This is a genomic window from Rhodococcus sp. 06-418-5 (genome assembly GCF_002258285.1).
In the GTDB taxonomy this organism is placed as follows: Bacteria; Actinomycetota; Actinomycetes; order Mycobacteriales; family Mycobacteriaceae; genus Rhodococcoides.
The window spans coordinates 51,810-66,696 of record NZ_NOYE01000029.1 but is presented as its reverse complement, the minus strand read 5'-3'; the positions used below and the strand labels follow the sequence as shown (position 1 = coordinate 66,696).

Annotated in this window: 14 protein-coding genes; 2 read left to right on the top strand and 12 right to left on the bottom strand. The window is 63.2% G+C overall.

All coding sequences use genetic code 11. The features are described from left to right. Positions 1-5 precede the first annotated feature (5 nt). Genes CH274_RS21150 through CH274_RS21130 form a run of 5 tightly spaced genes read right to left on the bottom strand, consistent with a single transcriptional unit; the run spans position 6 to position 5,092 of the window. Entirely contained in the window at positions 6-1,301 is a 1,296-nt protein-coding gene (locus CH274_RS21150; RefSeq protein ID WP_032364837.1) for an AAA family ATPase, read from the bottom strand. Between the two features lie 50 nt (positions 1,302-1,351). After that, the gene (locus tag CH274_RS21145) at positions 1,352-2,554 is read right to left on the bottom strand and encodes a hypothetical protein (protein WP_032364836.1); all 1,203 of its coding nucleotides are present in this window, start codon (positions 2,552-2,554) and stop codon (positions 1,352-1,354) included. Next, positions 2,551-2,739, bottom strand: coding sequence for a hypothetical protein (locus CH274_RS21140; RefSeq protein WP_032364835.1), 189 nt, complete (start codon positions 2,737-2,739; stop codon positions 2,551-2,553). The genes CH274_RS21145 and CH274_RS21140 overlap by 4 nt, the downstream gene beginning before the upstream one ends. Beyond that, entirely contained in the window at positions 2,736-3,995 is a 1,260-nt protein-coding gene (locus CH274_RS21135; protein ID WP_032364834.1) for a vWA domain-containing protein, read from the bottom strand. The genes CH274_RS21140 and CH274_RS21135 overlap by 4 nt, the downstream gene beginning before the upstream one ends. Further along, positions 3,992-5,092, bottom strand: a complete 1,101-nt coding sequence (locus CH274_RS21130) for an ATP-binding protein (RefSeq protein WP_032364833.1) — start codon at positions 5,090-5,092, stop codon at positions 3,992-3,994. The genes CH274_RS21135 and CH274_RS21130 overlap by 4 nt, the downstream gene beginning before the upstream one ends. Before the next feature lie 172 nt (positions 5,093-5,264). Here CH274_RS21130 and CH274_RS30030 point away from each other — a divergent pair, with 172 nt between their 5' ends. Continuing rightward, positions 5,265-5,765, top strand: a complete 501-nt coding sequence (locus CH274_RS30030; RefSeq protein ID WP_368665488.1) for a WhiB family transcriptional regulator — start codon at positions 5,265-5,267, stop codon at positions 5,763-5,765. Positions 5,766-6,067: 302 nt separating this feature from the next. Here CH274_RS30030 and CH274_RS21120 read toward each other — a convergent pair whose 3' ends face one another. The 4 genes from CH274_RS21120 to CH274_RS30095 form a co-directional block, all read right to left on the bottom strand. After that, positions 6,068-6,784 carry a hypothetical protein gene (locus CH274_RS21120; RefSeq protein ID WP_032364832.1) on the bottom strand — a complete coding sequence of 239 codons (717 nt, stop codon included), beginning with the start codon at positions 6,782-6,784 and terminating at the stop codon, positions 6,068-6,070. After that, complete coding sequence (locus CH274_RS21115; RefSeq protein ID WP_032364831.1) at positions 6,784-7,644, bottom strand: hypothetical protein; 861 nt, start codon at positions 7,642-7,644, stop codon at positions 6,784-6,786. The genes CH274_RS21120 and CH274_RS21115 overlap by 1 nt, the downstream gene beginning before the upstream one ends. Then, the gene (locus CH274_RS21110) at positions 7,641-8,090 is read right to left on the bottom strand and encodes a hypothetical protein (RefSeq protein WP_032364830.1); all 450 of its coding nucleotides are present in this window, start codon (positions 8,088-8,090) and stop codon (positions 7,641-7,643) included. The genes CH274_RS21115 and CH274_RS21110 overlap by 4 nt, the downstream gene beginning before the upstream one ends. Before the next feature lie 750 nt (positions 8,091-8,840). Continuing rightward, positions 8,841-9,596: a MinD/ParA family ATP-binding protein gene (locus CH274_RS30095; protein WP_441344163.1), complete on the bottom strand. Its 756-nt coding sequence runs from the start codon at positions 9,594-9,596 to the stop codon at positions 8,841-8,843. 1,066 nt (positions 9,597-10,662) lie between these two features. Here CH274_RS30095 and CH274_RS21095 point away from each other — a divergent pair. Then, positions 10,663-11,529, top strand: a complete 867-nt coding sequence (locus CH274_RS21095; RefSeq protein WP_052049301.1) for a phosphoadenosine phosphosulfate reductase domain-containing protein — start codon at positions 10,663-10,665, stop codon at positions 11,527-11,529. A gap of 134 nt (positions 11,530-11,663) precedes the next feature. On the opposite strand, the gene CH274_RS21090 is transcribed toward CH274_RS21095, so the two are convergent. From CH274_RS21090 to CH274_RS21075, 3 genes are all read right to left on the bottom strand, one after another. Further along, on the bottom strand, positions 11,664-12,668 hold the full coding sequence (locus CH274_RS21090) for a DUF6615 family protein (protein ID WP_141215919.1): 1,005 nt from the start codon (positions 12,666-12,668) through the stop codon (positions 11,664-11,666). 52 nt (positions 12,669-12,720) lie between these two features. After that, a complete protein-coding gene (locus CH274_RS21085; RefSeq protein WP_303396048.1) occupies positions 12,721-13,290 on the bottom strand; it encodes a MerR family transcriptional regulator in 570 nt (189 codons plus the stop codon). A 681-nt stretch (positions 13,291-13,971) separates the two neighbouring features. Continuing rightward, positions 13,972-14,829, bottom strand: a complete 858-nt coding sequence (locus CH274_RS21075) for a LysR family transcriptional regulator (RefSeq protein WP_176460259.1) — start codon at positions 14,827-14,829, stop codon at positions 13,972-13,974. Between the last annotated feature and the right edge of the window lie 58 nt (positions 14,830-14,887).

The window sequence follows — 14,887 nt, the reverse complement described above, 5'->3', positions numbered from 1 at the left end:
AATCGCTACACGATGGGCGTGCAGTGCAGTGCGGCCATCAGGCCGGTATGGATGGCGTGAGCCGGGGATGGTTCGGCGTGTTGGAGGACGTGGGCGGTGGCGTCATCGATGACCACGGTCATGTGGGCTCGGTGGCGGGTGAGCATCACGCACGCTCTGCCGGAGTCGAGATTGAACGGCTCGGCTGTCCGGTACCCGGCAAGCGGGTGCAACACGACAACGGCGGCGCGTTCGAGGCCTTGCAGAGAGTTTGCGGTGCCGACAAGTACGTCGGGGTGATCCGAGAGCAAGGCCCGGACAGCGGCAGCCTGCGTGACATGAGGGACGACGACAGCCAGGTCCGCCGCTGTCATGGCCCGCTGCCCGTCCGGTGTGGTCACATCGGCGTCCAGCAGTTCTCGCGCGCGCAGGGCGCACTGTGTGGCCAGGACGGGGTCGGTTGGGCCTCCGATGACCCGCACTGGCCGATGCGCGAGTTCAGGCAGGTCGGGGCCGCTGGAATCGGTCAGATGCTCCGGTGGGCGACGGGAAGTAAAAGGCAGGCCGGGGTAGAACAGCGGTTGAATGAGGGCCGTTGTCCTCGCGCCGAGACGCCAGGTGTGTTGCAGACGGACCACGCCGACCGAATCGCCGTGAGCTGCTTGCAGAGCGAGGGGGGCAGGCAGGTTCGGTGCGGTCTCGCTGCCCTCCCACCGCGATACGTCTCCTGTGACCACCGGATCGATCTGTCCGGGGTCTCCGACGCAGACGACCTGTCGAGCCATCGCGCCGAGCGCCCCCAGATCGGCGTAGGTGCATTGCCATGCTTCGTCCACGATCAACACATCGGCACCGATTCGGTCCGGGTCCGAGAAGAGCCACCGCGCCGTGGTACCGATGAGAATTGCGCCAGTCTCATTCGACCACCGCACTTTTCGTCCTGCCACTACGGGAGTGTTTCCACTGTCGGGGAGGGGCGCTTTCGCTTTCCAGATCAACGCTGCTCGATCTGTCAGCGCGCCGAGCCGACGTGCGATTTCCACGGCTTGTTCTCGGGTTTGCGCCGCGATACCCACCCGTAGGTCTGCGCGATGGGCCAAGGCGGCGGCGAGCAACGCGACCAGTCGAGTTTTTCCTGCGCCCGGTGGTGACGGGACGACGACGGCGGGGTCTCCGGACCACACAGAGAACAGCACGCGTGCAGTGATCGGGTCGGCCATGATCTGTGATCCGGGCCAGTGGGCGGGCGATGACGGTTCGGTTCCCGTGAAAGGTGTTGCGGCGGTTTTCGGGGTGTCCGTTCGGGGTGCGACGATACGCATTGTTGTGCCGTTCTTCTTCTAATGTGTTGTCAGTGAACATTTTTGATCCCCTAGTGATCCTGGACATCCTCTGCACCCGCTATCAGGACATCGAGCGGGACTTCGCGGCGCACGGCGCTCGGGGCTTGTCCGGTCGAAAGCCAGGAACGGCGAGCGCGGTACAGATTCCAGTACCTCGCCCGTCCTGCTCGCATCGTCGCCGGTGAAGGCGGTTGGGGCATCAAGGTCACCTGGTCTCCGTCGTTCGGTGCGTGCGCTCCGACCGAGCCGAGACCGAGCGTCAGTTTGCCGTTGACCACCTGTGCGGACGTGACGTCGGCAGAGAAGCGCTCGAAGAATTGATCGAGTGCTGATCCGACCCATCCCGTAACTGCCGAATCAACCCGCATCCTCGAGTCCAGCCGGTCGCAGGTCACCGACACCGAAACGTTGCGGCGGCGTGAACCTGTCGGCGGTGCCGCCACCGATGCGATGCCCTGGGCCACGTGTCCCGTGTGCAGCGCTCGTACTCGCCACAGTGGATCACTCAGCAACGCAGCGGCTTTGAGGTCGGCGGCATCGCATCGGGTCCGTAGTCCCATGGCTGCACTAGCTGAGTTGTCCGGCCGTGACCAGTCGTGGCCCGCAGTCGTGGCCGACAATGTCCGATCCCAGGAGTATCGGTCATCGTCGTGTATCGGATCGAGAAGCGGCAACAGCGGTCCCGTTGCGATGCACGCTGCCCACTCATGCAGGCCTGCGACGCTCTCGTCGGTAATGCCGAGCCAGGAACGCCATGTTCGGGCCGCTCGCTCGGCGTCGGGCGCAGTGCCGAGGACCAGACGCGAGGACGACGCAGCAACCAGATCGATCACCGCCGACGTTCCGGGATGGTCGGCCCGATCGGCCCACCATCCGATCATGGCGGCAGCCCCCGCTATGTCCGGATCAGGGTGGTGGGCGTGCGCACGCGCCAGGGCCAGCAGGCTCGGTATCGTCGCGGCGTCATCAGTGAGCAGCATGGCCGGTTCAGCCGTACCCACCGTCGTTGCCCCGTTGCGAGCGAGCAGGGCCAGAGCCTCGGTGTCGTGCGCGGACTCTTCGGTGCATCCATCTCGAGCGACGGACACGGCCAGCGTTGTTCCTCGCGTGACCGCACGCACGGCCACTGCGGTCGTGGACGGCTTGAAGGTTGCATGTGCCAGCCGAGGGACCGGTTGCATCTTCTCGGCGGCGTAGAGGCGTTGCGCGAGGTCGAACCACTCCACGCTCATCGCTCGTCACCGTCGACGAGGATCAGGGCGTTGCTCGCGCACTCCCACCCTGCGCGCAACGCCATTGTGGCGGCGTCGGCCGCTGCGCTGGCGACGACGATGCGGATATCGGCGGCGGCGATTCCAGTGCCGGTGAGCACCCTGTCTGCGTACTTGAGCAGTTCCACGGGTCCGCTTTCGTTCATCGCGTGGCCCCCGATCCGACTGGCACGTGCACCGTCGATGCCCATGCCGGTGTGACGCCCCTACCCTGGACGCCGCCGATGATTGCGCACACCAGGTGCGACCTCGTGGGCCGGTCGGGCCAGGGTGTATCGCCATCGGTCAGCACCACGACGACGTGGGGTGCAGGGCGCGCAGCGTTGGCTGCGGCGATTCCCACCCTCATATCGGTTCCGCCACCACCAACCAACGTCACATCAGCGACCGATCGTACGTGTTGTGCCGTAGTGGATTTGGCGTCACACGCCAGAATCCGAACCCGGTCGCGTGCGATGCCACCAGCTTTGAGAACTCCCGCCACTTCGCCCATCGCGGCATCGAGGTCTGCGCTCGTCATCGACCCGGACGTGTCGATGACGAGCGAAACCGTGATCGACGGCCCCCGCATAGCCGGGGCGACGATTCCAGGAATGCGACGACGGGAGGGACGGGAGTACGAATAGTTCGTCCTACCCGCCTGCTCTGCCAACGCACGCCGAATTACGGCCCGTAGCAGACGATCCCACGCCACAGTCGGCGGGGCGAGAACATCAGCTGCCCACCGGACCAGTCCCGCCGGGGCACTACCTCGACCGGTACCAGCTGCTTCGCGAACTGCCTGCGCGACAGATCGGCGCACCAGGTCCGCTTCCGCATTGTCCAGTCCCTCCGTGATCACTTCTCCCGAGCCGATGAGTTCGCCGGGGACCGCAGGGCACCCCGATCCTGATCCGCATCCCGGATCGCCTTCAGCGCCAGCGAGTTCGACGGCAATCGGTTGCACAACCGGGTCACGTAGGTAGTCGTAGTACTGCTCGGCTGTGTCTCCGGGAAGGCAGCCGAACGATTGAGGGGTGATCACCCCTTCGGGCAGGCCGACTCCCGCAGCCAACAGGTCGTCGTTGATTTCGGCGTCGGCCGCGAAGTTCCACACCAGGTGATCGATGGGCTTCCCCAGAGCGGCGGCGCGGTCAGCATGTGCCCGCAACAGATGCCCGACCTCGTGCAGTAGCACTGCACCGACCATCGGCACCGGCCATGCGCAAGGCCCGATCAACAGATCCGGGTCCAAGTACAGCCGCCACCGAGCATCCACCGCGAAGGTACCCAGGCCCGGTGCCGCCACGGGTTGGGCTGCGAACAGGGCGCGCATGAAGTAGGGCATGTGTTCGGCCGACACCAGCCGTGCGAGTCGGAACGCTCGCATTTCAGCCGGTTCGAGCGCGCGCACACCGCTCATGCCGCTGCCTCGACCAAGCCCGCTGCCACCAGCATCGGTGCAAATCGGCGCGCGCTGGCCGGAACGGAGGCCTTCGCCGGTCGCGCTTTCGCCAGGGTTCGTGCCGCAGCCCCGGCTACGTCGGGCGCTCCTGCCTCGGCGGCGGCAATCAGCGGACCCCAGGCGTTGCGCCACGCTTCGACAGTGCCGCGCGAGGCCGCCCACGCCGTCACACCGGACAGCACGGCCCACACCAGATCAGGACGCGAGCGCCAATCGAACGCTGTCTCGGGGTTTTCGACAACGGCTACGGGGTCGGGGAGGTCGGCGTTGCGACGCCATTCGAGGAACTCGACACCGGTGCCTTCCCCGATCAGGCCGAACACCACCGCGTTGGTCGCGGCGTTGTCATCGTCGCGAAGATGTGGCAACACCTTCGCGAGCATCGACCAGGTGCGCCGAGACGGCCATGCGCCACCTGTCTGCACTCCGACCTTCGGGAACGCATCGAGCGCCTCGGGTGCACGCTGGATGTACCCGATGATGGAACTGCGCACCAACGCCTCCCGCTGCTCGTCGCTGGTCACCGCACGCGAATAGGCTGTGCTTGCCCAACCCGTGGCCATGCCGTCGAGCCATTCATCGACAGACGGCGTGAACTCGATGTGGCAGAAGCGGTTTGCCAAGGGGGCCTCCAACTCGTACCCCCCTGCTGCGCAATCGGGCGGATTTGCACCTGCGATGACCCGAGTCTCCTTCGGCAGTTGCAGATCACCCACCTTCAAATCCAGTGCGACTGCCAGCATCGCAGCCTGAACGGCCGGTGGACTCGTGGTCAGCTCGTCCAGAAAGAGGTAGCCCCCGCCCTCTGCATGTAGCCGTCGCGCCCAATCCGGGGCCTCCAATCTCACTCCACTCTCACGGACTACCGGCAGGCCTGCGAAGTCGGCAGGCTCCCGCAAGGACCCCAAGACCGTTTCGCACAACACCCCTTCGGATGCAGCAAGTGCTCGAACCAGGCTCGACTTCCCCATACCCGGCCCCGAAATCAACAACGACGGGACACCAGCCCTTCCGCACGCATCCACAACAGTTACCGCAGTCGCCAAATCCGGCATTTGAAACTCCTCGAAAGATGGGCAAGATGGTCAGTCTCGCCAACAACAGAACGCCTCAATCATACCGCGCCAGAACGCTTTTCACCCAGTCACACCAACCGCCACTGTCCCCGGCGCACTCAGTGCCGGGGACAGTGGCGGTCCGGGCTCAAAAAGCACCGGACCGCCACGTGTGCTGGGTGAAGTGTCCGGGTCCCTCGATATCGTCGAACCCACTCGAAAAAGGCCGGGTCGCCCGAAAGAAAGGACCCAACACGTGACACCGCTCGAAACAGCCATCGCCGCGCCACTGCCCCCGCCCGCGGCGGCGGACATTTCGTCATGGCGCTCGGACGCATTGTGCGCACAGACAGACCCCGAGGAGTTCTTCCCGCCCCCGGGTGGAGCAACCAGCAGAGCAAAGCGGGTCTGCGCAGAATGCCCCGCCAGAGCTGCTTGCCTCGCCCATGCACTGACGTACAACGAACAGCACGGCATTTGGGGCGGAAAGACACCACGAGAGCGCCAAGAGCTTCAGCACACCACAGCCACAGAGAGCCGGCCTACCCGGCATCAACAACAGGCGCTCACGATAGCCACGCTTTCGGCCCAGAACGTCCCAGTCGAGTCCATCGCAAGCCAGCTCGGAATCACCACCCGGCAGGTGTACCGAATACGCTCCCGCACAGCGTGAATCAACGCGCGAGTCGCCGGTCAAACCTGCCCGGTGATGCCGACCCCGTTATAGTCGGCGCGGTCAACCGCGGTTGATTGTTGAAGCGTCTCGACTTGCGTCGCTCCTCGCTGAAAGCTTCTCGCCGCAGGAGATGTCTTGGCCGGCGAGAAGGTCCGCAAGAACGACCGCGCGCGCCGCATGGGCCAAGATTTCGGCAGGTAGCGGTGGACCATCGAGGGTTCGGATTCGCATAGTTGTCAGTATGGCGTTCGACTCCGACAAGTTGCTGTCCCGCAACGTTTCCGGTGCCGATTCACGGGTCACTGGGGTGTCCATGGCATGCATACCTCGCGCATTCTCGACCAGTGCATGTGCGGTGGCCGTATCGCGCCTCGGCCCAAACCGCCTGTTTCGACTGTTGGTTTGCCCTGCAGACAGATCCGTGGGCTCAGGCGACCGAGGTGGCCGTTCGGATGGAGGTGGCCGGCCGACCAGGCATCGATGTCGACGGGATGCACTTCCCATCTCAGCACCTGCCCCTCACCCTGGCTGCGCTTCTTCCCGATTGCATCGATCGATGCCAGGGTTGCGCTCACCCGGTCGATGTCGCCGACACCTCGCCAGAGCACAGTCCGCGTGGAGGTCAGTAGGAGCGGCATCTGGCGTGCGCGATATCGGCCCTGCCGGTCGGAGATGACCGATGGTCGGTACCTCGAGAGTTGCTCGAGCGCACGGTGGTCGGGGCGTCCGCTCCAGTGATGGATTTCCGGGGCGTCGACCGGGTCTTCGGGATAGGCGTATGTAGCGCACCAATGCCAGTCGTCGCCTCCCCCCAGAGTGCACCGAGCGAGTGGCAGATCCAGATCGGCGGGCACTTCGTCGGGGCCGGCGGCTTCGAGGTACTGTCCGCGGCCCCGAGCAGCGGCTTTCTCGTCTTCCCACATCTCGGATGCGAGCAAGCCATCGAGGCTCGTCGCCCATGGAGCTGCATGCGCAAGTCCGACCGCCAGGTGTGCTTTCACCTCAAACGGCCTCATCACGTCAGCGCCTCCATGACTTCCAGCGCCTCCTCACGGCGCTCTCGAAGATGGGTTCGCCAGTCGAGCTCCTTCGGGTCGTCGCCGGCGAGAAGGGTCCGCTCGAAGCTGGTGCGGACGAGACCGTGTCCGATAGCTGTACGCCCGCCGATGGTTCCGGACTCGACGAACCTGCCGACGACGTCGGAGAAGAAGGCCACGTCCAGATCGGTTGCGCGATCGAGACGCAAGAAGGACTCGAATCGTGTACCGGCAGGCAGTGTTTCGATCTCGTAACGCATCAGAGAGCTACCGTCGACGGTGGCTGCGTCGGTTCGGGCGACTGTGGGGAAGTCATGATCGGTGGAATCGTCGAACCGGCTGTATCGTTCGAGCGCCATGGTGTCGAATTGGCTCAAGACAGCACGGTCAGGTGCGGGACGGCTCATGAGGTGGTCGGTTTCGAGGACGTGCGGAATCACTTTGCCCACGCGGAGACAGCCGTCGATCATTCGACCGCCGCCGCTGCCGCCAAAGACGCTGACCTGTGGGTTCAATGTACGGAGCCGGTGGAGCCGTTCGCCGGACAGTGGCTCTCCGGTGACCTTGGTCAGGCTGCCCCCGTTCCGAAGTGTGTGAGCTGCAGACAAGCTGAGAAGCCCTTCGTATGCAAGGGCGTCCCGTAATAGCTCCTCTCCGATCCGCCGGAGCGCCCCTCGGAAGGAGTTGCCGGACACAATCGGAACCAAGGCTGCGGAACCGTTGGGCTGCAGTATTTTTTCGCGCCGGAACAAGGTCGTTGTGGTGGCGCTGTGTTCACCGCGGTGCGAGATCGCCGAGACCGCTGTGATGTCGAGCTGCCAGCGCAGGGTCGAGGTCACTTCTGCCTCCTGGGCGATGTAGCAGTCGCTGTGGTGGCCCGGCGCGCTTGAACAGCTTCGGCCACGATCCGTGTTCGGAGTACGAGGGCGGTGGTGTTTTCCCGTAAGAGGGTCAGGACCGGTATCGATTCCTCGCGTAGAAGGACCGATAGTTCGAGGCGTTGTTCTTTCGTCGACGGCGCTGACTCGAGATCGGTTGCCACGGTGCTCCACCATCGATCGAGGTCGGCTCCGCCGGTGTATGTCGCGACCCGGACTCGGTCTGGCAGGTGGTGGTCCCAGTACAGCTCTCTCCGGCGTCCCACCCACCCGGTGTCCCAGTTGATTCCGTAGTGCAGCAGCAGCAACAGTCGTTCGGCTATTGCTGCTGCACCGGTGACGGGCGGCAGGAAGCTGGCTGCGTCCAGCCAGGTTTGGGTCGGTGTCGTAGCTCTGATCGGGGTCATGCCGTGCCTCTGGTTGACGTTGAAGCCGTCGCTGCGAGGTCGAGGTACACAGGCCGCTCTCGCCACGGATCGAGGCTGTCCCAATCCGCGAACACAGACGTCCACGTTCGATGCGGAATGTTCTTGAGCGTGCTGAATGCCGGCGCTGCGCGCGCAAGGGCGGCCAGGGAGAACCCTCGCCGTCGCAATCGCACGACTGCGCTCAGGCGTTCCGCGTCGTGCTCTGTCCATGGAAGCGCGATGTCGTCGACGGCGACCCGACCCCACCGGGCATGAGGAAGAATGTGCTTGCGCCCAGGACGTAACGGAACGACGACGGCGGACGTCGGAGAGATCGCTTGTCCCAGAACGCGACGTAAGCGGGTCTTCGACAATTTCGTGGCACGCCGTGGATCGCTGGTGACCAGCAGGAGGTCCGAGCGAAGTGCCGTTGTCGTGTACACCCAAACGCAGACGCGACACATCGTAGGAGCCGCAACGTCTACCCACCCGTCGAACCCGGTGAACGTTCTCGACACAGTCTCACGCACTCGCCGTCCGGAACCTTCTGTCGCGCCACCGCACCGCGCGCACGCGGAGTCACCTGAAACTCCGGTTGGTGGCCACGAAACCGCAAATCCTGTCGCGGCCTCGTAGGCGGTCGTCACAACGTCGAGCGCTGCTCTGCCCCTTGATAGTTCGGCCATATCTGTACTCTAACGGCGCGCCCGGACACTACGGACAGGCCAACTTTCACCGGCACAGTCCAACTCACCAAGGACTCGGGCCGGGCGCTGGTGCGTGCCGGCCGACGTTGGCAGGAAAGTCGTCGGCGAGCAGAGCAGCCAGCTCAACGAACGCGCGTTGTGCAGGCTTGCCCAGTAACTCGAGATCGATGGTGTCGCCTTCGGCAAGGTGGTCGTCGTACGGGACGACCTGGACGGCGCGAGTGCGTTCTGCGAAGTAGGACTTGAGTTGCTCGACATCGAGGGCGGTCGAGCCCTTCCGTGATTCGTTGATGACGACGACGGTGCGTTTGACCAGGTCGTCGAAGCCGTGTCGCGACAGCCATTCGAGGGTCGCCCCAGCGCTGCGTGCTCCGTCCTTGGCTGCGGAGGAGACCAGGACCAGTGCGTCGGCTTCTTTGAGGACGCCTGCCATGGCCGAGTTCATGAGACCGGTGCCGCAATCGGTCAAGATGATGTTGTAGAACTGTTCGAGGATGCGCAGTGCGGCGGTGTAGTCGTGCTCGTTGAATGCTTCGGAAACGGACGGATCACGCTCGCTTGCAAGAACTTCGAGCCTGCTTCGCGCTTGCGAGGTGTAGCTCCGTACGTCGGAGTAGCTGTGTACTTCTTTGTCCGCGAGCAAGTCTCGCACTGTGCGGTCACTGTCTCGGTGAATGCGGTACGCGAGCGTCCCGAAATCTGGGTTGGCGTCATAGGCAATGACGCGGTCGCCCCGCAGTGCTGCGAAGGTCGATCCAAGCCCTGTTGTCGTGGTTGTTTTTCCGACCCCGCCCTTCATGGAGAGGACTGCGATCTTGTAGTTCCCTCGAACCGGTTGCCGTACGCGGCGCAGGAGCTGCTCGTACTCGAGTTCAGCCGGCGACTGGCCGGGATTGGCTGAACCGAAGGAGAGTCGGTAGAGCCATCGTCGCCAACCTTTGCTAGGTGGCAGTTGCGCACGGCGGATCAGCTCCAGTTCGTCGATCGACCGCGGAGGGGCAACAGCTGCTGTCGGCCTTGCTGTCGGAATTGCTGTGGGCACTGGTTCTACCAACTGAACGGGCTGCGAGGTGAAGGGGCGATGAGCTGTCACTGCCGGAGAGTCGGGGGCGCTTGTTGGCTCCGGGTGAGATGTCGGTGCTGAACTGCCGGCCGACTTGTTGGTGTGCCATTGCTCAACAGCGGGTGCGGAGCCGCCCTGCCCTGGCCAGGCCGAGGGCCGGTCCGGTATTGGTACCTGACCATCGTTGACGCGCGGCGGCCGTGGGGCCGGCTCCGAGGTGGGTCGATGAGCACCAGAATTGGGCTGGCTCGCCGAGGGGGAGCTGCTGGGTGCGGCGCTGGGCCGGTCTCTCGGCACGATTTCGGATGCGACTTTGGACCGGGCTTGGGGTACGTTTTTTGACACGTTTTCATCAGCGTTGTCGGCTGCGATTCTGGGTGCGTCGATTGGCACGAATTCGCTGGCTACAGGCTGTTCACGGGCGGGTTCTGGCTGACCTGCACCTGAGTCCTGGAGGAGGTCACTGTCCTGCCCATCGTGGCGATCTTCCGACCCCCCTTCTGGCTCGGAATCGTTCGACTGATCGGTCGCATTGTTCGCCGCCGACGGATCAACTACCCACCGGGGCAACGCGCTGCCTGGGTCGGACTCTGTGGGACTCATCGGTCGCCACCTCTTCCTCTTGCTCATTCAACGGACGATATCCGGGCGAACATAACACCGGCACCGGACACCTCGAACAACCCGAAAACTGCTGCCGAGCGACCACACGGACGCCCATTGTGTAACCGGTAATTCCGCCTGTTCGGGGTAGCAGCTTCTGCTTCGTCCAGTCTGAAGTGTCCGTGTCCCGACTATCGTTGTGGCGGTGCGTAGCAACGATTTCGACGGCCTCGATCTCACTCGCCTGCGGTCCCTTCGATCCTCGCGACATGACATTTCGACGATCGTCGATCGCGTGGCCGAACACCTCGACGAATTCGATGGGTACGTCGCATTCAGCGGTGGAAAGGATTCCGTCGTTGCTGTTGATCTCGCCCGTCAGGCGGACCCAGATGTCCCGGTAGCTTTTTTCGATTCCGGTCTCGAATACCCCGAGACCTACGCCTACGTCGAGCAGATTGCGACGAAGCTGGGACTGGACCTGCACATCATTCGCGCTGAACCAACGCTGTTGACTGTGATGGCCCGGACCGGGGAATGGGACCACGGCGGTAGCCCGTCGGCTCATGTACCCGCGCGAGGCTTCGAGACCTTGATTGCGCAGCCTGCCCGGGCTGCGCACACCAAATTCGGTGACGGGGAGGTCTGGGGCGTGCGGGCAGACGAATCCAGGAAAGGAACCGGCAGGTGGTCGATGTACTACTCCGCTCTCGCACGTGAGATCAACGAGCGCTGCCAAGGCGCGAGCTGCTGCAGCAACAAAGCGGAGCAGCGTCGACACCACGGGGGGACGGTTCGCCGCAACGATGGAACTGTGGCCTATGGTCCGGTGTGGGACTGGTCCGCGGACGATGTGCTGGCCTATTCCCATCAGCACGAGCTTCCGAGCAACCCTGTCTACGCCAAACTGGCCGCGCTGGGCGCACCTGCAGCGAATCTGCGGGTTTCACACATTCTCGACGGAAATTTTCTCGAATCGGGCAGGGTCACTCGTCTGCGTCGAGGTTGGCCGAGCCTGTTCGAGGAGATCGCCGCAGTGCTCCCTCGAATACGCGAGTTCGTGTAGATCGCCATATCGACTGTGCGCGTGTAGCATTCCTGGTACTGAGATTGCACAGGGTGAGTCGGAGGCACACCACACGGTGGCCTCCGACTACTTTTTCGTGTCGAACCAGGAGATCTCACATCCGGCGACCGCCGCTATCCCTGGCTCATGAAAAATGAGCTTTCAGGGTTGAGCTCCAACAACAGTCGATATCCCGGTCCTGTCCGCTCGGTCTCATCTGTCAGGTTCAGCATCCGACCCACGAGATCGTCTCTGCCGATCTCGCGAGCGAATTCCCTCGCGGTGACGAGACGTTCAGCATGGCGCGCTTCATCGACTGTGGTGAGAGATTTCCGGATCGAGAACCCGCCGTTGTAGGCGGCCTGCTCGGCTGCTCTTGACGGCAGAGGATGGGTCATTTCCTCGAAGGCGTCGTCGGTGAGCGGCGATCTGTTTCCCTCCATATGGTGAAGATTTTCGGCCACCTGTCGAATTGTGGGTGTCGCGCCTCCAGATCCGGAGTGCAGGAGGTATGCCCAGGGGGTCGAGTGCACGAGATAGCGGGGGATGTAGCGCTTGTTTTTGCGGCGTCTCCTGGGGATGAGAGCCGCCGGGAAGTCCGATACCGATGGATCGCCGTGGATCGCTTTGACTTTCTGCGCCGCGGCTATTGCACACCCCCAGTCCAACGAGCCCCACAACGGGTACGGAACGTGCCCACCGTGCACCGCTCTGAGGTTTTGTGCGATCGCATCGTGATAGTGGCCTCCCACGAGAAACCTGTCCTCGGGCCACCCGTTGAAAAAGACGTACAGCGGAATTGCATCTTCGGTCAGGCTCTTGAAGATCAGGTTGTCGTATTGCTTGACTCCCTTCACTGTGTGTCCGAGCTGCTCGTACATGTCGGCATCGTGACTTGCGCGTTTCGCTTGAATTCGGAGCTTGATCCACCGCTCCTCGGCCGAAGAACCGATCCACCACTCCCAATCTGCGCCGTTTCCCGCTTCGACAGCCTTGTCGAACTTCGTCACTCGCAACGACGGAATGTGAGTCTGCAACCGAATCAAATTGAGATCGGTGAGCGTCTCTTCTCCAGGTCCGATGCCGCCTGCAATTCCCGTCTCCATCAGGTCCCACGTGTCGGAAGCAGCGAAATTCATTGCATGGACCATATGGTTGGTCCGAGGGTGTCTACTCATTCCGTAGTCGATTTCAAGCGGTCCTGCGGTCGCGTCGCGATCGCAGTTCGTCGATCCCGGCGACCTTGCCGCTTCCCGCAGCGACTGCAGGGAGCGCACGGATATCGGCAGCCACGTCCGCGACTGTATGCCCGAGCGCGATGCCGAACACGCCCTGCCCACCGCGTAACAAGTCCACAATCTCGTCGTCAGATGTGCACTCGTACACCGAAATACCGTCGCAGAGCAGGGTCACAGATGCCAGACCCTGGGCGTCACGCGCACGCAGGCACTCGATCGCAATGCGTACATTTTGCAAAGACACTCCGGCCTCGAGCAGGCGACGAATCACTTTGACCACCACGATATCGGAGAAGGCATACATCCTTTGCGATCCCGAACCGGATGCAGCGCGGATCGACGGTGACACAAGCCCTGTACGGGCCCAGTAGTCGAGCTGGCGGTACGTTACCCCAGTCACTTGCTGGACCTGGGGCGATTTGTACCCCGGACACCCGTTCACGGCGTCGTCGGCGATGCCGTTCGAGGTCTTGAAAAGCCCCGGCACGATGTCCTCGAACGAACCCTGTTCGCTGCAGCTCACAACTCGCACCCACCCTTTAATCGATCGTTCGATGCACGATACCGCTCGACATCACTCTCCTTTCTCTCCCGGCCAGCGGGCCAGCTCTGCACGTTTGGCCCGCACCGTTACTCGGTGGACAAACCGAGCAGCCATCCGATGAACGGCGTAAGACGAGGAACACCGAACCTGAAGAGCAGAAACACCGCGAGGAAGACGGCTATCGTGACCCGCCTGGATCGGAACTCCGTGAAGGAACGGATCGCTATAACGGCAGTGACTGCCACTACCAGGGAGCAGAAGTTCAGCACGTCGTCGCCGCTCGTCCGAGCAAACCTGCCGATGCAATCGGGCTGAGTGGGGTCATTTCATGGGGCGTGATGCTGTTCATCGCCGCACCGTAACGATTGTGGCACCGATGGCGGAGGTCTTGAACGGAACGTAGAATTCCCCGAATAGGGGAATTCTACGAAGCTTGATCCCACGGGCGTGTCGGACAGTGTTCGGCCACCACCGTCGCCCTGCCGACGTTCAGCATTCGCGATCTCCCGCGCTTCCGGTGGCCGTGAACCCGGATCTAGCGCATACCTGCGCCCTGACAATCACTGCCATACAACCTGTTTCGCAGATGTCATATGCCTGCCCGTTACCTTTTGAGCAGTCCTGAGAACCGAGCGTTACGGGTGCAGGTCGGCCGCGGAATCAGCCTGCGAGAATCACGTTCATCGCATTCAGGAGCGCGCCGACAGCCGGGATTCGGGTCGAGCTCGCCGCACGCAACGAACGCGTCACGGCCGGCTCGGTCGGCAGATACCGCACCCCGGCCGTTCGGACTCGCGCGGTGTCCGGAACCAGCGCGACGGCCAGACCTGCTTCGACGAGGGCCAGTTGGGTCGAATAGTCGGACACCTCGTAGCGGATCGTCGGTTCGACTCCAGCTTCGCGCAATGCGTGCACGAGCGCGGAGTGCGCATCCGACCCTGATGGGCATACCGTCCAGATCGATTCCGTTTCGCCGGAGAGGGTTGCCATCTCACGGCTATCCTCGATCGGTACCGCGAGGTGTACATCCTCGGTGTGGAGGGTGTGGACGTCGATACCTGCGGGGACCGTCGCCGGCCGATGGTCCCAGGACTCGAAGACGACGAGATCGAGGGTGCGGTGCTGGAGGCGGTCGAGCAAATCGATTCCTTCTCCGTCGACGACCTCGGGGCGCAGCAGTGGATACGTGCGAGCGAGGTCTGCCAGAGCTGGGACCACCAGCCGACGTAATGCACTTGCGACCGCGCCTACTCTCAGCGCTCCGGCAACGTCGGTATCGATCGAGGCAAGGTCGTCTTCTGCGGCTTCGGCGAGAGCGGACATGGCGGCCGCACGTGTCGCCAGTGCGCGACCGGCGGGGGTCAGCCGTATCGACCTTCCCTCTCTCTCGACCAGGGTGGTGCCGGCTTCCTTCTCCAACTTGCGGATGTGTTGCGACACTCCAGGTCCGGTGAGGTGTAAAGATTCTGCAGCTCGAGTGACAGAACCTTGTTCGGCTACTGCGGCGAAAACTTTCATCCGATCCCACGACAACATATAAGTGATACTACTGTTTTAGCGGTAGAACTGGCTAGTA

What these genes read in the sequence shown, in the direction of transcription:
- CH274_RS21110 (WP_032364830.1), bottom strand. Translation starts at nt 8,090, where the DNA reads ATGACCCCGATCAGAGCTACGACACCGACCCAAACCTGGCTGGACGCA.
- CH274_RS21130 (WP_032364833.1), bottom strand. Translation starts at nt 5,092, where the DNA reads ATGCCGGATTTGGCGACTGCGGTAACTGTTGTGGATGCGTGCGGAAGG.
- CH274_RS21140 (WP_032364835.1), bottom strand. Translation starts at nt 2,739, where the DNA reads ATGAACGAAAGCGGACCCGTGGAACTGCTCAAGTACGCAGACAGGGTG.
- CH274_RS21090 (WP_141215919.1), bottom strand. Translation starts at nt 12,668, where the DNA reads ATGAATTTCGCTGCTTCCGACACGTGGGACCTGATGGAGACGGGAATT.
- CH274_RS21150 (WP_032364837.1), bottom strand. Translation starts at nt 1,301, where the DNA reads ATGCGTATCGTCGCACCCCGAACGGACACCCCGAAAACCGCCGCAACA.
- CH274_RS21145 (WP_032364836.1), bottom strand. Translation starts at nt 2,554, where the DNA reads ATGAGCGTGGAGTGGTTCGACCTCGCGCAACGCCTCTACGCCGCCGAG.
- CH274_RS21135 (WP_032364834.1), bottom strand. Translation starts at nt 3,995, where the DNA reads ATGAGCGGTGTGCGCGCGCTCGAACCGGCTGAAATGCGAGCGTTCCGA.
- CH274_RS30095 (WP_441344163.1), bottom strand. Translation starts at nt 9,596, where the DNA reads ATGAAGGGCGGGGTCGGAAAAACAACCACGACAACAGGGCTTGGATCG.
- CH274_RS21120 (WP_032364832.1), bottom strand. Translation starts at nt 6,784, where the DNA reads ATGAGGCCGTTTGAGGTGAAAGCACACCTGGCGGTCGGACTTGCGCAT.
- CH274_RS21075 (WP_176460259.1), bottom strand. Translation starts at nt 14,829, where the DNA reads ATGAAAGTTTTCGCCGCAGTAGCCGAACAAGGTTCTGTCACTCGAGCT.